Here is a 20,831-nt window from a genome sequence, read left to right as displayed (position 1 = left end):
GGCATTCACGCGGCCTTGCGTCGATGATGCAGCGATTCCCAGCCCAGCATGGCAAGTCCAATGGACTTAGGTACAGGTTTTGTGCCGCTGCGGTAATACGCGAGCATTCGGCGGCTGATGCCCAGTGCTTCAGCGGCACCGTCCAGCGTCAATCCGTTTTGATGCATCCACACGATGACGTGTTGATGTGAATACTCGCCGGCTTGTTCCAATGCCAGAGCGCGCAGATTGTCGCTGGCCAAACTCAGATTGTCGTCATCTGCAAAGATGACGCCACGCCGCCATTCGTCAAGTGCTGCCTTGGCAAAGACCTTGCCGTCAGATAAACGGGCCAATGTGGGGTATTTGGCGATCAAGCCTGACAGATCCACCTCGGCATGGTATCCGTCCGCAAAAGTCAGGCGCAAGCTTTGCGGGCCGGTGACGGATAGGTTGGTAATAACGAATTGAGGCTGATTCACGGGTTTAACTCCTGCCATTTTTGTCTCAACGCGGTGCGATTGCTCTGAGCCCAGGTAAGAACCTCGGCCAACTCGTACGGCTTGATTGAGCCGGACAGAACGGTCAGGTTGTCGATGACAATTAGTGCCTCTCGTCCGTCGTTCATTCGCACATGAAAGTGTGGCGGTAAATGATCACCGGCGTACAGAACGATTGTGCTCTTGGCGAGGCGGACGAGAGTCGGCATGAAAAGTTTAGTGCAATGATTGCACTAAGGCAACTATCGCACCAGAGAATCAGAGATCCTCCAGCCTATTCGACTTAATATGAAAAGCTGTTTATTTATACAGTTTGTCGGTTAAATAAGACGATTTCTGACCTTGCGAGCCTCGCTTTTCCTCCCCTGGGTGTGCACCGAGTTTTCTCACGGCCGAATACAGACACCCGACAAAGCTACAATCGACATAAATTTGGACAAATCAGGCACAAAACGGCGCTTTTTTACGCCCTGGCTAGGGTGATTCTGTGCGGCAAGCAGTTGAGGTAACGGCGATATCGTCGGCACTTCACCTATGCCCACGTTGGGCCCGAGCGTGCCGAATAATCAAGGATTTCCATGGCTCTGCAATGCGGCATCGTTGGCCTGCCCAACGTCGGCAAATCGACTCTTTTCAACGCGCTGACCAAGGCTGGCATCGCTGCGGAAAACTACCCCTTCTGCACCATCGAACCCAACGTGGGCGTAGTCGAGGTACCGGATCCGCGCCTGGCCCAGTTGGCCGAGATCGTCAAGCCCGAGCGTGTCGTGCCCGCCGTGGTCGAATTCGTGGACATCGCGGGCCTGGTGGCTGGCGCGAGCCAAGGCGAGGGCCTGGGCAACCAGTTCCTGTCGCACATCCGCGAAACCGACGCCATCGTCAACGTGGTGCGCTGCTTCGAAGACTCCAACGTCATCCACGTCGCGGGCAAAGTCGATCCCATCGCCGACATCGAAGTCATCTCCACCGAGCTGGCCCTGGCCGATCTGCAAACTGTCGAAAAAGCCGTTCACCGCAACAACAAACTGGCGCGTTCGGGCGACAAAGAAGCCGCCAAATTGGTCGCATTGCTCGAGCGTTGCCAGAAACAGCTGGACGCTGGCCAGCCCATCCGCGCGCTGGGCCTGGACGCCGAGGAAATGTTCTCGCTGAAGTCGTTCGGCTTCATCACCGCCAAGCCGGCCATGTTCGTCGCCAACGTCAGCGATGACGGCTTTGAAAACAATCCGCTGCTGGATCGCCTGACCGAATACGCCAAGGCGCAAAACGCGCCGGTGGTGGCGATCTGCGCAGCCATCGAGTCCGAGATCGCCGAGTTGGATGATGCCGACAAGGTCGCGTTCTTGGCCGACATGGGCATGCAAGAGCCCGGCCTGGACCGCCTGATCCGTGCGGGCTACAGCCTGCTTGGCCTACAGACCTATTTCACCGCTGGTGTAAAAGAAGTCCGCGCCTGGACGGTCATGGTCGGCGCCACCGCACCTCAAGCGGCAGGCGTCATTCACACCGATTTCGAACGCGGCTTCATCCGCGCGCAGACGATCTCGTTTGACGACTTCATCACCTACAAGGGTGAAAGCGGCGCCAAAGAGGCCGGCAAGATGCGCGCAGAAGGCAAGGAATACATCGTGCAGGATGGCGATGTGATGAATTTCTTGTTTAACGTGTGATCAACGCCTGACGGTTCGTTCTGCGTCCCGTAGCTTTCGCCTCAAACGTCGACGAAAGCTCGGCCGCCAGCCAATCCAGATAGTCCCTGATCGCGGCCTCATCCCGCTTGCAATACGACCATTTCAGGTGCTTGCGCACCGTGATGAAGCCAGCTTGCCTGAGAATATCCAAATGCCGGCTGGCCGTAGGCTGCGCCACGGCCAGAGCCTCGGCAATCAAGGTCATGCAAACCCCGAACTCGATCGGATCGGCCGACCACTGATGCCCGAAATGCTTTTGCGGCTCCGCCAACAGTCGCAGGACGGTTAACCGCTGCTCGCTCGCCATCGCCTTGATTTGGGTTGATCTATCCATGGCCTTGATTATATATTTTCATATAGCTAAATGACAATGTGAGTGATGCCATGTTGGACCTACCCAATACTACGATCATCGAAGGAAACGCCGTTCGCTGGGGCCAGGTCGGGAGCGGGCCGCCACTGGTAGCGATTCACGGGACACCTTTTTCCTCGCAGGTCTGGCGCAGGATAGTGCCGCAGCTCGCTGACCGCAGAACCATCTACTATTTTGATCTGGTCGGCTATGGATTGTCTGAGATGCGCGAGGGGCAGGACGTGTCACTGGCCGTACAGAACAAGGTCCTTGCCGCCTTGTTCTCGGAATGGGGCCTCGACCGTCCAGATGTGCTTGCACATGATTTCGGTGGGGCCACGGCGCTGCGTGCCTACTATCTGAACGGCTTGCGCTATAGGTCCTTGACTATCTTTGACGCCGTTGCGCTTGCCCCGTGGGGGTCCCCGTTGGTCCAGCATGTGCGCAAGCATGAAATAGCCTTCTCCGGGATGCCGGACTATATGCACCGGGCGCTGCTGCGAGCTTATTTACAGACCGCTGCCCACAATCCGCTGTCCGAACAGGCCCTGGAAATCTACAGCGCACCATGGCTCGGGCCCGTCGGCCAACCCGCGTTCTATCGTCAGATTGCGCAGATGGATCAGAAATTCACCGACGAGATCGAGCCACAGTACGCGCGGATGGAATGCCCGGTGACCGTCCTGTGGGGGCGAAACGATGAATGGATACCCTTTGACAAGGGGGTGGCCCTCGCGGCAGCGATCTCCGACGCTGAGTGCATTCCCGTAGCTGATTCGGGGCACCTCGTCCAGGAGGATCGGCCGGAGGCTATTGTGGCGGCAGTTCTCAAACGACTCGACAGCGACGGGTAGAGGTGCTGTCATCAATCAAGGGCACAGTATTCACTCGACGAGCGGGTGGGAGGCTGATTGGTAGGCACGGTCGAATAAAAAACCCCTCAGCAGTTTCCTCGCTGAAGCGAGGTTACCGAGAGGGGCCGTGTTGGGTGAAATTTAGGCGGAAGAGACCCCGCTCGTCAAGGCCAGTGACAGGTCGCTGAAAAACGGTAAGGTAGCGATAGAAGAAGCGGGCCACGCACTTCCAAGGAGACTGGGCCCAAAGCATGATCGCCGTAATTCCTACGGCTCCCATCTCGCATGAATCGCGATCGGCGTGCCATTCGGCGTCAGCGACCAGATCTCTCGCATTTCCTCATTGGTCACCCCCACGCAACCGTCGGTCCAGTCAATCAGACGATGCAGCGTTCCCAGCATTCCCCAGCCATTGGGCAACCCGTGAATCATTACATTCCCTCCAGGGCTGACATTGCTCTGCCGCGCGCGCTCGGTGTCGTCCGCGTTCGGATAAGAAATATGCAAACTCAGATAGGCCGACGACTTGGGATTACGCCAATCGATCAGATAGCTACCTTCGGGCGTGCGTTCGTCGCCCTCGCGCTGTTTATGGCCCTGATCCCAATGGCTGCCCATGCTGATGCGATAGCTTTTGAGGATGGTATCGCCTCGGAATAGATACATCACCTTGTCGGCCTTGGAGACGACGATCCTGTCGGCCTGCTGCGCTTTGGCGGCCAGATCAGGTGGGGTGACGGTGGCGGCTCTCGCCATGACCTTGGTATAGGCAAAACCGCCTGCGGCGAGCAGCAGGACAATAGGAACGAGAACGCGAAGACGCAGAAGCACCGTGTGAGGCCCTTGTTACGAACTGAATCTGGGGGCTATTTTGCCTCAACGATGGTCACACCGGGCTGTTCGCTTCATATGTCGCTGACAGGGACGGGTACGCTGTACACGGTTGGTCGTAGGGCTGCACAGCTAAACAAATCTATTCTTTATTAGTTTTCGTATTATTAAAGCTTAGTGATATTATCCTTTAATAGTAATGGCGCCATTAAAGGATAGCGCTCCAATGCGAAAAAGCGATCTACCCCCTCAGTTGCGAGCGACGTGTGTTCCTATCCCTGAAAAATCAGGGTGTTTCGCTGTGGTTCCTCTTCCCGTTCCCACTTTTATCGACGTGCCGTCCTGCCATGCCCTGATTCTGCTGGCCAGGCGAGAGTTGGATGTACTCCGAGAGGTCATTGCAGACAACCAGGCCTACGCGGACTTGTTACTCCATATGCTTAATCGCAGGGAGGCGGTTGATAGTAGCCAGATCGAGGGCACACGTACCAGCTTTGACGGTTTATTGATCCACGAGATCAACGAGAACACGGACCAGGCGCAATCTGACGCCGATGCAGATATGACTCTGGGCTACGTGCACGCTTTCGCATACGGCGCAGAGCAAATTGATCAACTTGGCCCGACAGCTCTGAACCAGAAATTGATACTTGATCTGCATCGCCTGCTGATGGCGGGTGACGGGCAGGCTGCGCCAGGGCATTGGCGCGAAATCCAGAACTGGATTGGTGGATTCGCGATCGAAACGGCTACCTACGTTCCTCCACCTCCTGCAGAGGTGCCACGGCTTATGGCGGATCTGGAGAGGCTCTTTCAATATGAGCCCGAAGGCCCAGCCATGGTCTCGATCTTGATGAGGGCTGCGATCGCTCATGTGCAGTTTGAGGCGATACATCCATTCAAGGATGGCAATGGCCGCACGGGTCGGTTGTTATTGCCTCTGATGTTCAAAGCAGACGGCGAGCCTCCCCTGCATTTGGCCACTTTCCTGAAGGTGCGTAAACAAGACTACTACCGCGCGTTGGAGCAAGCACAGAAACGTTTGAACTGGGCACCATGGCTCACGTTGTTTTTGGAATGCGTGATCGCGTCTTGTCGCCATACCGTGCGGCTTTTCAGCGTATTGCGGGCAATTCAAACGCGCTGGAAAGGCTTGCTCGCGGCAGCTGGCAAGCGGCGCGACGCGGCTATCTGGAAAGTGATCGACCTGCTGTTGGGGCAGCCCGTCGTGACGGTGAGGGCCATTGCACAACGTCTGGGCGTCACGTTCCCTGCTGCTAATACCGCTATAGACGAGTTGGTCCGTTTTGATATTTTGCGCAAAATGGACCAGACCCAGCGTCGCGATCGAGTTTTTCACGCGCACGAGGTCATGAACGCGCTGTACACCGGCTTGGATGGGGTACTACTCGAAGTAGAGCGGCAGACGCGCTCTGCCCCTGGTCTGGCACGGGTATAAAAATAGGATGCTTGCGAAATGAATGTGCGAAGTAGATAACGCGATCCTTTAATAGTGTTAGTTCTATTAAAGGATATATTTTCTAACCTTTAATAGTGATGCTTGGTATCAAGGATTGGGTTTCATTGTGCAGGAGCGTATGGCAGCGGGACGCAGGAGGGCTATTTGCCCGCGTGGCCCCTGAAGCCAACATTAAATTGGCATGTTTGGTTACATTGTGTGCTAGGTGATCATGTAGGTTTTTCTCGGGCCGAGTTAACGCCCGTCGACGATAAGCCAAACCAGCATGCCTATGAATTCCCAACGAATCTGTTCCATGAGGGAGCTGGACTGATACGAGCAGCGAGCAGCTTTTTTTGTCACCTCATGCCATATAACGTTAAGTTTTTGGTTGCATTTCGAAAACGTATAACACCTAACGATCAGACACTTGTCATTACAGTCGAGCCTGCGAATTTTTAATCGGTCCAGGCTGGCAATTGCCGGCACGCGTCTGCGCCAAGGGACGGGAGAGCGGCGTACCGAGAAAAAGCAACGACGTTCCACATAATGTGCCCAGTGAGAAGAGGATCTCGGAAAATGAAAAGCAAAACCAAATTTATAGCTACGGCGTTGGCTGCCAGCGTGTTTTTGGCTGGTTGCAGCGGCATGAATCTCGATAGCGCCATGTCGGCTGGCTCTAATCTGTACTCGGCTGCCACCCTGACTGACGCGCAGATCGTGCAGTTGTCCGATGCCTCGTGCAAAGAGAGCGATCAGACCTCCAAAGTCGCTCCGGCTGGCAACAAATACAGCAAGCGTCTGACAAAGGTCATGAAGGGCTTTGGCAACATGACGTTGAACGGCCAAAAGGTCAACTACAAGGTCTACCTGACCGAAGACGTCAACGCCTGGGCCATGGGCAACGGTTGCGTGCGCGTGTACAGCGGCCTGATGGACCTGATGACCGACGACGAACTGCGTGGCGTGATTGGCCACGAAATGGGCCACGTCGCTCTGGGTCACTCCAAGAAAGCCATGCAGACTGCTTACACTGTCGCTGCTGCGCGTGACGCCGCTAACGCCTCGGGCAACAACATCGCGACCGCGTTGAACTCTTCGCAATTGGGCGACCTGACCGAGTCGTTCATCAATGCACAGTTCTCGCAATCGCAAGAGTCGGACGCCGACGATTACTCGTTCGATCTGCTGACCGAGAAAAAGATGAAGCGCGAAGGCCTGGTGACGGCGTTCCAGAAGCTGGCCAAGCTCGACGGCGGCGAGAGCAGCATGTTCAGCTCGCACCCGTCCTCGCCGGATCGCGCGGCGCGCATGCAGGCTCGTATCGACGCCAGCAAGTAAGCCAAGCTATCTCGCAATAGTGCTGGTTTGGTGAATACCGGACTTATGAGTCCGGTATTCATCGAAACTTTTTGAGCCGGGGTTCGCCAAGTGCGGACACCGGCTCAATGCTTTCTGCCATCCTGTCACTCAACAACGAGGATGGTGTGCGGGTTATCCTGGTGAATCCCGTTCGCTCCTACAGAGCTATTTATAAATCGAATGAATGGCATTCAGACATTTAACTTGTCGATGCCTGGTGGGTGGCGCTATCGTGAAAACTTGGCTGGCCTGAGGTATTCGATAATTAAAAGCCTCCCGTCTGCTCACCCATCAGGATTCTGCAATGATCGAACGTGTATTCATTAATGCCGCTGCCGCCGATGGCAGCACGCTGCGCATCGCTGTCGCGGATGGCAATATCGCCGGCATGGGGCCGGATGTACCGGTGGTGGAGGGCGCAGACGTCGTTGATCTACAAGGCTGGGTGGTGCTGCCGGGTTTTGTCGATGGGCATATTCACCTGGACAAGAGTTTTGTCGGCGACGTTTGGCATCCACATCAGACCGCGAACAGCCTGCGTGAACGTTTGGCATTCGAAAAGCAGGCGTTGGCGCAAGCAAAGCCGATGGGCGAGCGTGCGCAGGCGTTGCTCGCACAAGCCGCTGCCTTTGGCACGGTCGCCATGCGCAGCCATGTGGATGTCGATGCGACAACAGGATTGGAAAATCTGCACACCATCATGCAGGTACGCGAGCAATGGCGCGACCGCATGCATATAGAGCTGGTGGCGTTTCCTCAGGCTGGCGTCATGTCCTGTCCGGGTACGGTGCAGATCCTCGAGGCCGCCGCACGCGCAGGCGTCGATGTCGTCGGCGGTATCGATCCCACGACGCTGGATGGCGATGCGGACGGGCAGTTGGACGCGGTGTTCGGGATTGCCGAGAAACATGGCGTGAAAATCGACATCCATCTGCACGAGGCAGGACTGCAGGGCGTAGAGCAACTGCACCGCATTGCGGCCCGTACGCGTGCGGCAGGGCTCGGGGGCCGTGTCGCGGTCAGCCACGCCTATAGTCTGGGCGATGTGACGCCAGAGGTATTGGATCGCATTGCGGCGGCATTGGCCGATGCGGGGGTCGCCATCATGACGAACGCGCCGGGCAATCGAGCGTTTCCGCCGGTGCTGCGTTTGCGCGAGGCCGGGGTGAACGTGTTCTCCGGGAATGACAACATTCAGGATGCCTGGTGGCCGTATGGCACGGGCGACATGTTGCAGCGGGCCATGCTGGTGGGGTATCGCTCGGGGTTCTATACCGACGAGTCGTTGCACACGGCACTGCACCTGGTTTCGTCGGCCGGGGCGGCCGTGCTGGGCCTGGGCGGCTATGGATTGGCAATCGGAAACGAGGCAACATTCGTGGCGGTAAAGGCGCCCAATGCGGCTGCTGCCGTGGCCAGTGTGCCCACCGAGCGTCGCGTGATACGTAAAGGCCGTGTTCAGGATTTGGCCTCCGAACGATCCAGCAACTGAACCAGCACATCGGCGAGTTCGCGGATCGCCTGATTCGCAGAGGAACGATAAAAAATGCCCATTTCGTAGGCATCAATCTCGGGCAAGCCGCTGCGCCGCGTCAGTATCTGGTGATTCTTTGACGCTGCGCGGCGCGGCAGCAGACTGATGCCCATGCCGTTGGCGACGGCCTCCTGGATGCCCGCCAGGCTCGAACTCGTAAAGCTGATGCGCCACCGTCGCCCGATCGTTTCCAGTGCCTGGATCATCTCGTCACGATACAGCCCTCGCTGCGGAAAAGTGACCAGCGGAATGGGATCCTGTTTCAGGCAGGGATGCCGTGCACTGTCGATCCACACCAGTTTTTCCGGACGGCACGTGACGGCCGCGCGGCTATGCCGGCGTTGTTTGACCAGCACGAGGTCCAGTTCGCCTTGCTCGTAGCCGTGATACAAATCGCGGCTCAGGCCGCTGGTGACTTCCAGTTTGACGTGTGGGTAGTGCTGGCTAAAGCTCGAAAAGGCCTTCGTAATGGGGCCGGTGGCGAAATCTTCAGGAAGGCCCAGCCGCACCGTGATGGCCACCATTGCCCCGGACAACGCCTCGGCCAGTTGCTCATTCGCAGCCAACATCTGCCGAGCATATCGCAACAACACATGCCCGGCCTCGGTCGGGCGCACGTCGCGATTGCCGCGATCGAGCAGGGTATGGCCGGCCAGGTCCTCCAGGCGGCGTATTTTTTGACTGACCGTGGATTGCGTGGAATGCAGCCGTGTCGCCGCCGTCGTGAAACTGCCGCACTCGACGACGGCGACCATGGCTTTCAGCAAATCCAGTTCGAAAAGTACGTTATTCGATTTCGGACTGATAGGCATTCTAATATTTAATTTTTTAATGTGATGATTGGCTTTTATCATGGTCGTGGAAAGCCTGACAACTATGGGTACGGCACCTTCAAAACCTGGTTGCCACCGGCTTTCCGGGTCGATGGAGATAAACAATGCTGTTCAAACGTTTTGCAATTTGCGTCGCTTGCTTTATGGCAACGTGGATGGGTGCGGGCAGTTTCGCTGAGGAGAGCCCCTTGAATCGTCAATTACTGCACACGGCTGCGTCTGGCGATGCCGCCGATATCCAGGCCTTGCTCGCACAGGGCGCGGTTCTGGAGGCACGGGATGAACGGGGACGCACCGCTTTACTCGTCGCCACGCACCAGAACAACATCGCGGCGGCCCGGGCATTGATCGATGCCGGCGCGGACGTCAATGCCAAGGATGCGATTCAGGATAGTGCGTATCTATATGCAGGCGCCCGCGGCCTGAATGAGATCCTGGAGATGACCCTGACACATGGCGCAGACCTGAAAAGCACCAACCGGTATGGCGGCACGGCGCTGATTCCCGCCGCTGAACGCGGACATGTCGAGACCGTGCGCCGATTGATCAAAGCCGGGGTGGACGTGGACCATGTCAATCGCCTGGGTTGGACCGCATTGCTCGAGGCCATCATCCTGGGCGATGGTGGGTCCAGGCATGTGCAGATCGTGCAGGCGCTGGTGCAGGCGGGGGCGGATGTCAATCTGCCGGACGGCCGTGGCGTGACACCGCTGGCTCATGCGCGACAGCACGGGTACGAGGAGATCGCGCGGATACTGACAGTCGCGGGCGCGAAGCCCTAGCGTGTCTCATTGCGGCCCGCGGGCCGGTCAGCGCAATCGTCGCTGTGTTGAGGGGGCACGTCCGGACGCGGCCCGGGGCTGCCCAGCTATAATCCGATCCACGAAATTTTTTCGTGAATTTGGCCGAATTTATATCGTTTTGAGGATTGGAAGCCTAGGGTTTGTAATGCGGGCTGGTTTTCTTCCAGTTTTTTACGCATTCATTGCCAAAGCCCATGAGTCTTATCGGATATCGCGTTCTTCCCCGGCCTGAATCGGCCGTTTCCCCTAACGTCTTGGCCGGTTTTGCGACGGTTGGTTCGGCGCAGATCAGCGATTGCATGAATCGCTTGTACGGCGTGGCCGGGCTGCGTCCCTTGCACGCGCAAGCGCGCCGTATCGTGGGCCGTGCGTTGACGGTCAAGGCTCGCCCTGGCGACAACCTGATGATCCACAAGGCGATTTCGCTCGCCGAGACTGGCGAAGTGATTGTGGTCGACGGCGGCGGCGATACCAACAACGCGCTGGTGGGCGAATTGATGATGATGGACGCCCGCACGCGTGGCGTGGTGGGGTTCGTGATTGACGGCGCGGTGCGGGATGCCGACGTGTTCGCTCAAGAGGATTTCGGTTGCTTTGCGCGCGGCGTGACGCACCGTGGCCCCTACAAAGAAGGCCCCGGCGAGATCAACGTGCCCGTGTCGGTCGGCGGCCAGGTCGTATTCCCCGGCGATGTGGTGGTGGGCGATGCCGATGGCGTGGTCGTGATTCCGGCCGAGCACGCCGAGGCCGTCCTGGCCCTGGCACTGAAAAAAGAAGCCGACGAGGCCGCCATCAAAGAAAAACTGAACGCCGGCACCTACACCAAGCCCTGGGTCGACCGCATCATCGCGCAGAAATCGGGGGAGGCGTAATGAGCATCATCGCCGACAAGATCAAGCGCATCAAACTCTCGCCCAGCGTGGCGGCCCGCGCCATCATTGCCGAGCTGCGCGAACAAGGCCGCCGCGTCATTGACCTGACCGTGGGCGAGCCGGACTTCATGACGCCCGAGCATATTCGCCAGGCGGCGACAGCCGCGATGAATCGCGGTGAAACCAAATACCCGCCAGCCCAAGGCACGGTCGCGCTGCGCAAAGCCGCCAGCGTACGTCTGCAGGAAGAAACGGGCGTCGAATACCCGGCCTCGCGCATCATCGTCAGCACGGGCGCCAAGCAGGTGATTTTCAACGGCCTGGCGGCCACCTTGAACGACGGTGACGAGGTCATCATCCCCGCACCGTTCTGGGTGTCATATCCGGATATGGTGCTGGTCAACGGCGGTGTGCCGGTCGCCGTGCCGACGAGGCCGGAAACCGATTACAAACTGACGCCCGAGGCCCTGGAGCGCGCCATCACGCCACGCACCAAATGGCTGATGATGAATGCGCCGAGCAATCCGACCGGCGCCGTGTATCGCGCTGATGAGTTGCGTGCACTGGCTGACGTGTTGGTGCGTCATCCGCACGTGTGGCTGATGACGGACGACATCTATGCCCGCCTGAATTTCTCCGGCGAGGCCACCGTGCATCCGCTGCAAGTCGCGCCGGAGCTCACCGATCGCACCCTGGTCGTCAATGGCGTGTCCAAGGCCTATGCGATGACCGGCTGGCGTATCGGTTATGGTGCGGGGCCTGATGAGTTGATCAAGGCGATGGCGATTCTGCAGTCGCAAAGCACGTCGGGCGCATCGTCAGTCAGCCAGGCGGCTGCACTGGAGGCGTTGGCTGGTCCGCAGGACTGTGTCGCTGAGTTCGCAAAGGTGTTTCGCGAACGTCGCGATACGGCCATGGCGGCGCTGGCTGGAACACGAGGCCTGCAGATTGTTGAGCCGCAAGGGGCGTTCTACGTCTTTCCGGATTGCCAAGGGCTGCTGGGCAAGCGCACGCCGGCCGGCGACGTGATCAACACGGATACGGATTTGACGCATTATTTGCTGCGCGAGGCGGGCGTCGCTGTGATCGATGGCAATGCCTACGGCGCACCGGGCACGTTCCGTCTATCTTTTGCGGCGTCGCTGGATGATATCCGCGAGGGCTGCTCGGCGATTCGCACCGCCTGCGAAAAGCTTGCTTGATCCGAGAGGATGGCGCTCGAGCGCTGCGTGGACGTCAACGTATGAGGCCACGCAGCGCTTGGACATTCATCCATATCGGAATTTTTTCACCACGACTAAATGACCAAAAGGGGCAATCGATGATACGCAAAACCATTATGGCCGCATGCCTGGCGTGCGCTACCTTGGCCGGTGTTTCGGCACAGGCTGATCAGCTCGACGATATCAAAGCCAAGGGCGAGCTCTTGTGCGGTACGTTGGGCACGTCGCAGCCGTTCAGTTTCCAGGACGTCTCGACGCGTCAACTGGTCGGCTACGACGTGGACGTCTGCAAGCTCGTTGCCGACAAGCTGGGCGTGAAGGTGCAATACAAGCTGTTGTCGGTTGCTGCGCGCGTGCCTGAGCTGAGCGAAGGCCGAGTCGATATTCTGGCGGCCAATCTGGGTTATTCGCCCGAGCGCGCCGAGCAGATCGCGTTCAGCAACGCCTATTACGTCAGCCCGCAAAAATTGCTGGTCCGCGCCGACTCGGACTACGACACGATCGAATCTGTCAACGGCCGCCGCATCGCCGCCACCAAGGGTTCCAGCTCGGAACGCGAGATCAAGCGCATCATGGAGAAATCCAAGGTCCTGGGTTTTAGCGACAGCTCGGCCGCGTACCTGGCCTTGCAGCAAAAGAAAGTCGATGCGCAGTTTGCCTCGGAATTGGTGTTGGCCCGCCTGGTCCTGCAAAGCCCGCCGACTTCGCCCGTGCGCGTGATCGAAAAACCCGTGTTCAGTGAGTCGTGGGGCCTGGGTATCAAAAAATCCGAGACCCGTTTGCTGGAAGCAGTAAATCAAGCGCTCAACGACGCCGAGACCTCGGGCGACGCCGCCAAGCTGTTCGACAAATGGTTCGGACCAGAAACGCCGTACAAGCTCAAACGCGATTTCAAGGTCGGCCCGATCGCGGGTTGATCTGCTGTTTTGCAATGAGCGGGCCGCACATCATGTGCGGCCCGCGCCTGCGTCTGTGTGAGCGTGTTGTGATCCATCCATGGATCGCTCGGCGTTTCTCTGAGAGAGTGTTTTATGGATTTTCTCGAACCCATTTATCTACATCAATTGCTCGATGGCATGCTGACTACCGTGCAATTGTTCCTGATTGCCTGGGTCATGGCATTTACGATTGCCGTCCTGTTGGTGGTGATCCGGACGACCGATTGGGCACCATGCCGCTGGTTCGTCGATGCCTATGTCGAATATCACCGCAACGTGCCGCTGCTGGTGCAGGTGCTGTTCTGGTATTTCGGTATGCCGGAATTATTGCCCGAGGGCGTTCGCGATTGGCTGTATGAGCATAATGCCGAGTTGTCGCTGGCGGCCATTGCCTTGGCGCTGGGATCGGCAGCCTACATCGCCGAAGACATCCGCAGCGGTTTGCGTTCTATTCCGGGGACGCAGTTCGAGTCGGCACGGGCGTTGGGCTGCAGCTATCTGCAATGCATGCGATTCGTAATCGTGCCGCAGGCCCTGCGCGCTGCGATCCCGCCGCTGATCGGGCGTGCGCTGCTGCTGTTCAAGAACACCAGTGTGGCGATGGCGATCGGCGTGGTCGAGCTGACCTATCAGGCCCGCGAAATCGAGAACGAAACCTATCGCACGTTTGCGACCTTCGGGATCGCGACGGCGATGTATCTGCTGGGCTCGTTCTGCATCATGTTCATTGGTTCACATATTTACGCCCGCTACGTGCCGGGCCGCAGGAGCCGGCATGCTTGAGGTGATTGCACAATACTGGCCGACGTTTCTCGTCGGGCAATATCCGAACGGGCCGCTGGGCGGACTGGCCCTGACGTTGATCCTGGCGGTGTGTGGCTTGGCGGCGTCGTTGCCGTTGGCGCTGCTGATCGCGTTGGCACGTGTCAGTCCGTTTGCCTGGCTGCGCCGCATCAGCGCCGTGCTGGTCAACGTGGTGCGCGGCATGCCGCTGCTGATGCTGATTTTCTGGGCCTATTTCGTCATTCCGAAATTGACTGGCGAAGTCGTCAGCGGTTTCTGGACGTTGCTGTGCGCGCTGGTGCTATACGAGAGCGCGTATCTCTCCGAGGTCGTGCGTTCGGGGATCGAGGCGATTCCGCGTGGACAGACAGAGGCGTCCCGTTCCCTGGGCGTGGGCTACTGGACCACGATGCGCAAGGTCGTCTTGCCCCAGGCGCTGGTGAACGTCTTGCCCAGCATGACGAGTCAATTTGTCTCGACCATCAAGGAGACCTCGCTGGGCTATGTGATCAGTGTGAACGAGTTGACCTTTGCGGCCAATCAGGTGAACAACCTGGTCCTGACCAAGCCGCTGCAAGTGTTCGGCATTTTGGCGATCATGTATTTCCTGGTGTGTTTCAGCCTGAGCCGTGGTGTGAATTGGTTCGATCGGCGAGTGCGTCGCGCTCGCGCGATGGCCTAATGTATTGAAGGCGTTTTCTCATGATTAAGCTCGAAAAAATTAACAAGTGGTACGGCGCACACCATGTGCTGAAAGACGTCGATCTGGAGGTCGCGCGCGGCGAGGTGGTGGTGGTCTGCGGTCCGTCTGGGTCCGGCAAGTCGACCCTGATCCGCACGATCAACCGATTGGAACCCATCGAAAAGGGCACTATCCGCGTCGACGGCCAGGATGTCTATGCCAAGGGACTCAACCTCAATCGGTTGCGTCAAAAGATCGGTTTCGTGTTCCAACAGTTCAATCTGTTCCCGCATATGAGCGTGTTGGATAACGTGGTGTTCGCACCCTTGAATATCCAAAAGCGCCCGCGCAAACAAGCGGCTGAGTTGGCACACGCGTTGTTGGAACGCGTCGGCCTGGCGCACAAGATCGATGCGTACCCGGGCGCGCTTTCTGGCGGGCAGCAGCAGCGTGTGGCGATTGCCCGGGCGCTGGCGCTGCAACCGCCGGTCATGCTGTTTGATGAGCCGACCAGCGCACTGGATCCGGAAATGGTCGGCGAAGTCCTGCAGGTGATGAAATCACTGGCTAAAGACGGCATGACCATGGTGTGCGTCACGCACGAAATGGGCTTTGCCCGTGATGTCTGCGATCGCGTGATTTTTATGGATGCCGGAGAGATCCTCGAGAGCGGGACGCCGGAGCAGTTCTTCAGCGCACCGAAACATCCGCGCGCGCAGCGTTTTCTCAGCGATATTCTGCATCCGCGCGGATGAGCACGCCGCCCGAGGTGGGTGGTAAGGTGTCGGTTTCCCGATACCTGGCTCCCACCGCAATGTATACCCTGAAGCAACTCGAGGCGTTCTATTGGAGTGCGCAGCTTGGCAGCTTCAGTGCATCGTCCAAAAAGCTGCACACCACTCAGTCAGCCGTGGCCAAACGGGTGGGAGAGCTTGAGTCGTTCACGGGCGCACCTTTGTTCGAGCGGCGCGCGAAACGGCTATCGCTCACGCAGCACGGCCGTCGCCTGTTCGATCTGGCGAGCGAGATGCTGGAACTGAACAGCCGTATTGTGCAAAGCATGGCCGATACTGCCAGTGTCGAAGGCGTCGTGCGGCTGGGCGTTACCGAGTTGGTCGGCATGACCTGGCTGGCCCGGCTGATCAGTCAGATCACGCAGCACTATCCGCGCGTGCAGCTCATGCCCGAGATCGATGGGGGGATCACCCTGTATGAACGCCTGGAGCGGGACCAGTTGGACCTGGCCATCATGCCCGGCCCATTCTGGAGCTATCAATACGATTGCGTTCACCTGGGGGCTGTGACGAATGTCTGGATGGCCAGTCCACAGTTGGACATTGCGGCATCGGCACCGCTGACGCCGCATGATCTGGCGCCTTATCCGGTGATTTCCCAACCGACGAATTCTGCCCTGTCGCATTTGTACGATGCGTGGTTTGCGGAGCAGGGCCTGTCGGTGAAGCGGGTGTTGACGTGCAACAGCCTGGGCATGATGGTGCAGTTGACGATGCTGGGTCTGGGGATCAGTTATCTGCCGGGCGCGTATTTTGCGCCGTTGGTCGAGCGCGGCATGTTGCGGCAACTCGATGTGCAGCCCGATTTGCCGACCATCAATTACTACGCGGTGTACAAGAAAAGCCTGGTCAATCCTGTCGTGGCGACGGTGATTGACATCGCCCGGCAGGAGTGCGCGTTCGAGGTGGCGGGGGCTTTCTTGCCGCATGTGCCGCAGCGCGAGGATTGAGCTGGCCTCGCTGCCGTTGTGCGCGTCCCTGATTGGCGTACATTCTGCGCTGAGGGAGAGCTGCTTTCTGGTCGCAGAACATGCCGACACACCAGTATCGGGGCTTGCTCCGGCCATCGTGTTTCTAGGGCAAATTCTCCCTGAAAATCACATCCGTACGCGTGGCTTCCACACCCGACAATACACTGCGGTGATCGCGCAGGTTCGTAAAAATCCGGATGCTGTTCAGGATGGTGGTCAATGGGCTCTGGTTGATTACCGCATCCATGCTGCCGTCAATCAATAGCGCGCGCGTTTCCGGTGTCAGGCCGTGACCGATGAATACGATCTCGTGTTGGCGGCCGGCTTCTTTCATGGCCTGGCCGATGCCTTCGGCGCCGCTGCCGATGTTGTAGATCGCCGCCAGGTCGGGATGTTCTTTCAAGAGCGCCTGCGTTTGCCGGTAGTTCAGCTGCGCATCGTCATAGCCCTCGCGTAGTCCCACGACGCGCATCTCCGGATATTGCTCGGCGAACAAATGCAGGAATCCGGCCTCGCGTTCCTCGTGCGCGCGATAGTTCAGCGAACCGGCGATCAGCGCCACTTTGGCGCGACGCTGCGGACTATTGGACGCGCCGTGCGCCGGACTCAGAAAGCGGCCGATCAAATGAGCCGCCGTGCGGCCTGCAGCGCGATTGTCCAGGCCCACATAGGCGCTGCGTTTGGAATGCGAGAGATCAGAAACCAGCGTGACACAGGGAATGCCCCGATCGTTCAACTCCGCGACTGCCTCGCGGACCTTTGGGTGCTCGAGCGCCATAAATGCGACGCCGTCGCTTTGCTTACCGCGACGCAACAACAAACGGGTGAGGGCGTCGGGGTCGAAGCTCTCGACAGGCGCCACGCGGCAATTGACGTTGAAAGGCGCCCAATGCTCGTGCGAGTGCTTGACCCATTCCCCCAGCATCCACAGAAACCGGCTGCTGCGGCTGGGCAGCACAAAGAGCAGGCGCATCGGTGGCGGCGCCATGGCGGCATAGAGCTCGGCCTGAGGCAGGTATTTGAGCTCTGCCGCGGCTTTCAAGACGCGTTGCAGAGTCGCCTGGCGTACGCCAGGTCGATGATGCAGGGCACGGTCGACCGTCGCGGGGGATACGCCCGCCAGTCGCGCAATATCAATCACGGTAGGTAAAGCCTGCGGCACCGGGTTTCTCCGTTTCTGCCTGGACACAGGGGATATACCTTACACGCATTCTTGATGAGTACCTCAAAACCCATCAAAAAATGTGCTTGGGATTTTGCAGGCGGGCTTCTATTCTTACGACCCTATCGATAGCGGCGCCGCAGAGCGCGCACTCGTAGATAACGAACATAAATGGCGCCGGCCCCGCCGCGGGATAACCGGTCTGGAGATTTCCAACATCGTCGGTAACGCCGGCAAGCTTGTACACAGGAGACAGTGTCATGACGAATAACAGGTCTTTCACGCGCCGCAGCGCGTTGCGCACCCTGGCGGGCTTGCCGCTGGCGGCCATGGTCAGCATGCCGCGTCTGGCCAGCAGCGCCCAGGCAGAGTACGTATTCAAATACGGCAACAACTTGCCGGTCAGTCACCCGCTGAACATCCGTTCGCAAGAGGCCGCCGCCCGCATCGCCAAGGAAAGCAACGGCCGCCTCGAAGTACGGGTGTTCCCCAACAATCAGTTGGGCGGCGACACCGATATGCTGGCGCAAGTGCGCAGCGGCGGTATCGAGATGTTCAACGCGGGCACGATGGTCATTGCTACCCTGACGCCGATCAGCGCGATCACGGCCATGGGGTTTGCATTTGCGAACGATCAGGAAGTCTGGAAAACCGTTGACGGCCAACTCGGCAACCACGTGCGTGCCGCCTTTGCCAAAGTCGGTCTGCATACGCTGGACAAGATGTGGGATAACGGGTTCCGCCAGATGACCAGCAGCGCCGGCCCCATCAAGACGGCAGCCGATCTGGACGGTATCAAGATCCGCGTACCGGTGAGCCCGATGGCGATCTCGATGTTCAAGGCCCTGGAGGCCGCACCCACCAGCCTGCAGTTCAGCGAGGTCTATTCCGCCTTGCAGACCAAGGTCGTGGATGCACAGGAAAACCCGCTGGTGATCTTGCAGACGGCAAAATTGTACGAAGTGCAGAAATATTGCTCGCTGACCAACCACAGCTGGGATGGTTACCACTTGGTGGTCAACGGCCGTGCCTGGCGTGGCCTGCCCGATGATCTGAAGGCGATCTACACCAACGCATTCAACGAGGCGGGTCTGCAGCAGCGCGCCGATCTGGCGCAATTGAACCAGACCTTGCAGGCCGATCTCGCGGCAAAAGGCATGGTGTTCAACACCACCGAGGCCGACAGTTTCCGCGAGCAACTGCGCAAGGCCGGCTTCTACGCCGAATGGAAGAAGAAGTTCGGCGACGAAGCGTGGGCCTTGCTGGAAGCCTCCGTCGGCAAGGTGTCCTGATGCAGGCGGGCCACGATAGCAAGACCGTGTGGGGATCGAATCCTCATGCGGCGGCACCTGCGTCCGCGCGCGCCAACAATGGCCTCTTGGCCTGGTTGGATCGCGCCCTGGGTGTGGTGTCCGAATGGCCGGCGGCCGTGTTGGTAGTGCTGGAGGTCGCTGTGTTGCTGTCGGGCGTCGTGGCCCGTTATGTCTTGCACGAGCCCATCATCTGGACCGATGAGCTTGCCGCGATCATGTTCCTGTGGCTGTCGATGCTGGGCGCGGTGATCGCGCTGCGTCGTGGTGCGCATATGCGCATGACCGCGTTGGTCAGCAAATGCCGTCCCGAGACACGGGCTTTTCTGGAAATATTCGCGTTGGCCGCGGCCCTGGTGTTTCTGGTGCTGCTCATGCCGCATGCCTGGGAATACGCGGTCGAAGAGGCCATCATCGTCACCCCGGCGATGGAAATCAGTAATGCGTGGCGCGCCAGTGCGTTGCCCACGGGTACCTTGCTGATGTTGCTGGTCTGCATCGTGCGTCTGTTGCGCACGGAGCATACGCGTCAGGTCGTGCCCGCGGTGGTGACAGCTGTCGCGATCGCGACGGTGTTCTGGTTGGCGGGGCCGTGGTTGATGACGCTGGGCAAGTTGAATCTGTTGATCTTCTTTGCCGGTGTGGTCGGGGCCTGCGTGTTCGCTGGTGTGCCGATTGCGTTTTCGTTCGCGTTGGCGACCTTTGGTTTTCTCGCCTTGACTACGCGTACCCCCATGCTCGTCATGGTGGGACGTCTGGACGAGGGCATGTCGCATCTGATTCTCTTGGCCGTGCCGCTTTTCGTGCTGCTGGGGATGTTGATTGAAATGACCGGCATGGCTCGCGCGATGGTGCAATTCCTGTCGAGCCTGCTGGGCCATGTGCGGGGCGGATTGAACTACGTATTGATTGGCGGCATGTATCTGGTGTCGGGGATCTCCGGTTCCAAGACGGCGGATATGGCGGCGATTGCGCCTGTGCTTCTGCCTGAAATGAAAAAGCGTGGCGCCAAGCCGGGTGATTTGATTGCATTGCTGTCGACGACGGGCGCGCAGACAGAAACGATTCCGCCCTCGATTGTGTTGATCACGATCGGCTCGGTGACGGGCGTATCGATTTCGGCCCTGTTTACCGGTGGGATGCTGCCGGGGCTGGTATTGGGCCTGGCGCTGTGCGTGATCGTGTGGTGGCGCTATCGTCATGAGGACCTGAGCGGCGTGCCGCGTGTGTCGCGCAAATTGATCGGCAAGACCTTTGTCGTGGCCTTGCCTGCATTGGCGCTGCCGTTTGTGATCCGTGCGGCTGTGGTCGAGGGTGTGGCGACGGCGACCGAGGTGTCGACCATCGGGATTGCCTATGCCGTGGTAGCGGGGTTGCTGCTGTATCGGCAGTTTGATTTCAAACGCCTGCCGGGCATTCTGATCGAGACGGCGACTTTGTCGGGCGCGATTCTGTTCATCATAGGCTGCGCGACGGCGATGGCCTGGGCGCTGACGCAATCGGGTTTCGCCCACGATCTGGCGCAGGCAATGGGTAATCTGCCTGGCGGAAAATTCACATTCATGGCGGTGTCGCTGGTGGCATTCATCGTGCTGGGCAGCGTCCTCGAGGGTATTCCGGCCATTGTGCTGTTCGGGCCATTGATGTTCCCCATCGCGCGCGAAGTCGGCATCCACGAGGTCCAGTACGCCATGGTGGTCATCCTGGCCATGGGCGTGGGTCTGTTCGCTCCGCCGTTCGGTGTGGGCTATTACGGGGCCTGCGCGGTGGGCAAAGTCGATCCCAACGAAGGGATCGGCCCGATCTGGGGCTATATGGCAGCGCTGCTGGTGGGCTTGGTGCTCGTGGCCGCGATTCCCTGGATCTCTATCGGTTTTCTGTAAATCCGATCATTTCTT

The 20,831-nt window shown here is 58.8% G+C and carries 21 protein-coding genes; 15 read left to right on the top strand and 6 right to left on the bottom strand.

What is annotated here, in order from left to right; genetic code table 11:
- Positions 1 to 5: 5 nt before the first annotated feature.
- Together ACYVI2_RS22265 and ACYVI2_RS22260 are read right to left on the bottom strand one after the other, a co-directional pair.
- Positions 6 to 461, bottom strand: coding sequence for a hypothetical protein (locus tag ACYVI2_RS22265; RefSeq protein ID WP_415820056.1), 456 nt, complete (start codon positions 459 to 461; stop codon positions 6 to 8).
- Positions 458 to 688, bottom strand: a complete 231-nt coding sequence (locus ACYVI2_RS22260; protein WP_415820057.1) for a DUF4160 domain-containing protein — start codon at positions 686 to 688, stop codon at positions 458 to 460. Before ACYVI2_RS22260 ends, ACYVI2_RS22265 begins: the two co-directional genes overlap by 4 nt.
- Before the next feature lie 369 nt (positions 689 to 1,057).
- Between ACYVI2_RS22260 and ychF the strand changes: the two genes are divergently transcribed.
- Complete coding sequence (ychF, locus tag ACYVI2_RS22255; RefSeq protein WP_415820058.1) at positions 1,058 to 2,149, top strand: redox-regulated ATPase YchF; 1,092 nt, start codon at positions 1,058 to 1,060, stop codon at positions 2,147 to 2,149.
- On the opposite strand, the gene ACYVI2_RS22250 is transcribed toward ychF, so the two are convergent.
- Positions 2,139 to 2,504 carry an ArsR/SmtB family transcription factor gene (locus ACYVI2_RS22250; RefSeq protein WP_415820059.1) on the bottom strand — a complete coding sequence of 122 codons (366 nt, stop codon included), beginning with the start codon at positions 2,502 to 2,504 and terminating at the stop codon, positions 2,139 to 2,141. The two genes, ychF and ACYVI2_RS22250, sit on opposite strands and share 11 nt — an antisense overlap.
- A gap of 50 nt (positions 2,505 to 2,554) precedes the next feature.
- Between ACYVI2_RS22250 and ACYVI2_RS22245 the strand changes: the two genes are divergently transcribed.
- Positions 2,555 to 3,376, top strand: a complete 822-nt coding sequence (locus tag ACYVI2_RS22245; protein ID WP_415820060.1) for an alpha/beta fold hydrolase — start codon at positions 2,555 to 2,557, stop codon at positions 3,374 to 3,376.
- Positions 3,377 to 3,643: 267 nt separating this feature from the next.
- Here the strand turns inward: ACYVI2_RS22245 and ACYVI2_RS22240 are convergent, their stop codons facing one another.
- Positions 3,644 to 4,207: a L,D-transpeptidase family protein gene (locus ACYVI2_RS22240; RefSeq protein WP_415820061.1), complete on the bottom strand. Its 564-nt coding sequence runs from the start codon at positions 4,205 to 4,207 to the stop codon at positions 3,644 to 3,646.
- A 301-nt stretch (positions 4,208 to 4,508) separates the two neighbouring features.
- Here ACYVI2_RS22240 and ACYVI2_RS22235 point away from each other — a divergent pair, with 301 nt between their 5' ends.
- From ACYVI2_RS22235 to ACYVI2_RS22225, 3 genes are all read left to right on the top strand, one after another.
- Positions 4,509 to 5,666 (top strand): Fic family protein, encoded by a 1,158-nt coding sequence (locus ACYVI2_RS22235; protein WP_415820062.1) that lies wholly within the window; start codon positions 4,509 to 4,511, stop codon positions 5,664 to 5,666.
- 579 nt (positions 5,667 to 6,245) lie between these two features.
- Positions 6,246 to 7,007, top strand: coding sequence for a M48 family metalloprotease (gene loiP / locus ACYVI2_RS22230; RefSeq protein ID WP_460490356.1), 762 nt, complete (start codon positions 6,246 to 6,248; stop codon positions 7,005 to 7,007).
- Between the two features lie 325 nt (positions 7,008 to 7,332).
- The gene (locus tag ACYVI2_RS22225) at positions 7,333 to 8,520 is read left to right on the top strand and encodes an amidohydrolase family protein (protein ID WP_415820063.1); all 1,188 of its coding nucleotides are present in this window, start codon (positions 7,333 to 7,335) and stop codon (positions 8,518 to 8,520) included.
- Here the strand turns inward: ACYVI2_RS22225 and ACYVI2_RS22220 are convergent.
- Positions 8,487 to 9,374: a LysR family transcriptional regulator gene (locus tag ACYVI2_RS22220; RefSeq protein WP_415820064.1), complete on the bottom strand. Its 888-nt coding sequence runs from the start codon at positions 9,372 to 9,374 to the stop codon at positions 8,487 to 8,489. The genes ACYVI2_RS22225 and ACYVI2_RS22220 overlap by 34 nt on opposite strands.
- A gap of 125 nt (positions 9,375 to 9,499) precedes the next feature.
- Between ACYVI2_RS22220 and ACYVI2_RS22215 the strand changes: the two genes are divergently transcribed.
- From ACYVI2_RS22215 to ACYVI2_RS22180, 8 genes are all read left to right on the top strand, one after another.
- Entirely contained in the window at positions 9,500 to 10,177 is a 678-nt protein-coding gene (locus ACYVI2_RS22215; RefSeq protein ID WP_415820065.1) for an ankyrin repeat domain-containing protein, read from the top strand.
- Positions 10,178 to 10,392: 215 nt separating this feature from the next.
- Entirely contained in the window at positions 10,393 to 11,070 is a 678-nt protein-coding gene (locus tag ACYVI2_RS22210) for an RraA family protein (protein WP_415820066.1), read from the top strand.
- Positions 11,070 to 12,272, top strand: coding sequence for an aminotransferase class I/II-fold pyridoxal phosphate-dependent enzyme (locus ACYVI2_RS22205; protein WP_415820067.1), 1,203 nt, complete (start codon positions 11,070 to 11,072; stop codon positions 12,270 to 12,272). Before ACYVI2_RS22210 ends, ACYVI2_RS22205 begins: the two co-directional genes overlap by 1 nt.
- A gap of 119 nt (positions 12,273 to 12,391) precedes the next feature.
- Positions 12,392 to 13,210 (top strand): ABC transporter substrate-binding protein, encoded by an 819-nt coding sequence (locus tag ACYVI2_RS22200; RefSeq protein ID WP_415820068.1) that lies wholly within the window; start codon positions 12,392 to 12,394, stop codon positions 13,208 to 13,210.
- 114 nt (positions 13,211 to 13,324) lie between these two features.
- Positions 13,325 to 14,014 carry an amino acid ABC transporter permease gene (locus ACYVI2_RS22195; RefSeq protein WP_415820069.1) on the top strand — a complete coding sequence of 230 codons (690 nt, stop codon included), beginning with the start codon at positions 13,325 to 13,327 and terminating at the stop codon, positions 14,012 to 14,014.
- Complete coding sequence (locus tag ACYVI2_RS22190) at positions 14,007 to 14,696, top strand: amino acid ABC transporter permease (protein ID WP_415805552.1); 690 nt, start codon at positions 14,007 to 14,009, stop codon at positions 14,694 to 14,696. The genes ACYVI2_RS22195 and ACYVI2_RS22190 overlap by 8 nt, the downstream gene beginning before the upstream one ends.
- 20 nt (positions 14,697 to 14,716) lie before the next feature.
- Positions 14,717 to 15,451, top strand: coding sequence for an amino acid ABC transporter ATP-binding protein (locus ACYVI2_RS22185; RefSeq protein ID WP_415820070.1), 735 nt, complete (start codon positions 14,717 to 14,719; stop codon positions 15,449 to 15,451).
- A 59-nt stretch (positions 15,452 to 15,510) separates the two neighbouring features.
- Entirely contained in the window at positions 15,511 to 16,440 is a 930-nt protein-coding gene (locus ACYVI2_RS22180) for a LysR family transcriptional regulator (protein WP_415820109.1), read from the top strand.
- Between the two features lie 124 nt (positions 16,441 to 16,564).
- Here the strand turns inward: ACYVI2_RS22180 and ACYVI2_RS22175 are convergent, their stop codons facing one another.
- The gene (locus tag ACYVI2_RS22175) at positions 16,565 to 17,623 is read right to left on the bottom strand and encodes a LacI family DNA-binding transcriptional regulator (RefSeq protein ID WP_415820071.1); all 1,059 of its coding nucleotides are present in this window, start codon (positions 17,621 to 17,623) and stop codon (positions 16,565 to 16,567) included.
- A gap of 260 nt (positions 17,624 to 17,883) precedes the next feature.
- Between ACYVI2_RS22175 and ACYVI2_RS22170 the strand changes: the two genes are divergently transcribed.
- Together ACYVI2_RS22170 and ACYVI2_RS22165 are read left to right on the top strand one after the other, a co-directional pair.
- Positions 17,884 to 18,915 carry a TRAP transporter substrate-binding protein gene (locus tag ACYVI2_RS22170; protein WP_415820072.1) on the top strand — a complete coding sequence of 344 codons (1,032 nt, stop codon included), beginning with the start codon at positions 17,884 to 17,886 and terminating at the stop codon, positions 18,913 to 18,915.
- Positions 18,915 to 20,816, top strand: a complete 1,902-nt coding sequence (locus ACYVI2_RS22165; protein WP_415820073.1) for a TRAP transporter large permease — start codon at positions 18,915 to 18,917, stop codon at positions 20,814 to 20,816. The genes ACYVI2_RS22170 and ACYVI2_RS22165 overlap by 1 nt, the downstream gene beginning before the upstream one ends.
- Positions 20,817 to 20,831 lie beyond the last annotated feature (15 nt).

This window comes from Bordetella tumbae (genome assembly GCF_054780995.1).
Note: the sequence above shows the minus strand (reverse complement) of the source record. Positions and strands in the feature narration are given on the sequence as shown.

Excerpts from the sequence above, each read along its gene's own strand:
- ACYVI2_RS22220 (WP_415820064.1), bottom strand. The coding sequence starts at position 9,374 with ATGCCTATCAGTCCGAAATCGAATAACGTACTTTTCGAACTGGATTTG.
- ACYVI2_RS22170 (WP_415820072.1), top strand. The coding sequence starts at position 17,884 with ATGACGAATAACAGGTCTTTCACGCGCCGCAGCGCGTTGCGCACCCTG.
- ACYVI2_RS22210 (WP_415820066.1), top strand. The coding sequence starts at position 10,393 with ATGAGTCTTATCGGATATCGCGTTCTTCCCCGGCCTGAATCGGCCGTT.
- ychF (WP_415820058.1), top strand. The coding sequence starts at position 1,058 with ATGGCTCTGCAATGCGGCATCGTTGGCCTGCCCAACGTCGGCAAATCG.
- ACYVI2_RS22180 (WP_415820109.1), top strand. The coding sequence starts at position 15,511 with ATGTATACCCTGAAGCAACTCGAGGCGTTCTATTGGAGTGCGCAGCTT.
- ACYVI2_RS22205 (WP_415820067.1), top strand. The coding sequence starts at position 11,070 with ATGAGCATCATCGCCGACAAGATCAAGCGCATCAAACTCTCGCCCAGC.
- ACYVI2_RS22200 (WP_415820068.1), top strand. The coding sequence starts at position 12,392 with ATGATACGCAAAACCATTATGGCCGCATGCCTGGCGTGCGCTACCTTG.
- ACYVI2_RS22245 (WP_415820060.1), top strand. The coding sequence starts at position 2,555 with ATGTTGGACCTACCCAATACTACGATCATCGAAGGAAACGCCGTTCGC.
- ACYVI2_RS22250 (WP_415820059.1), bottom strand. The coding sequence starts at position 2,504 with ATGGATAGATCAACCCAAATCAAGGCGATGGCGAGCGAGCAGCGGTTA.
- loiP (WP_460490356.1), top strand. The coding sequence starts at position 6,246 with ATGAAAAGCAAAACCAAATTTATAGCTACGGCGTTGGCTGCCAGCGTG.
- ACYVI2_RS22260 (WP_415820057.1), bottom strand. The coding sequence starts at position 688 with ATGCCGACTCTCGTCCGCCTCGCCAAGAGCACAATCGTTCTGTACGCC.
- ACYVI2_RS22185 (WP_415820070.1), top strand. The coding sequence starts at position 14,717 with ATGATTAAGCTCGAAAAAATTAACAAGTGGTACGGCGCACACCATGTG.
- ACYVI2_RS22190 (WP_415805552.1), top strand. The coding sequence starts at position 14,007 with ATGCTTGAGGTGATTGCACAATACTGGCCGACGTTTCTCGTCGGGCAA.
- ACYVI2_RS22225 (WP_415820063.1), top strand. The coding sequence starts at position 7,333 with ATGATCGAACGTGTATTCATTAATGCCGCTGCCGCCGATGGCAGCACG.
- ACYVI2_RS22195 (WP_415820069.1), top strand. The coding sequence starts at position 13,325 with ATGGATTTTCTCGAACCCATTTATCTACATCAATTGCTCGATGGCATG.
- ACYVI2_RS22165 (WP_415820073.1), top strand. The coding sequence starts at position 18,915 with ATGCAGGCGGGCCACGATAGCAAGACCGTGTGGGGATCGAATCCTCAT.
- ACYVI2_RS22215 (WP_415820065.1), top strand. The coding sequence starts at position 9,500 with ATGCTGTTCAAACGTTTTGCAATTTGCGTCGCTTGCTTTATGGCAACG.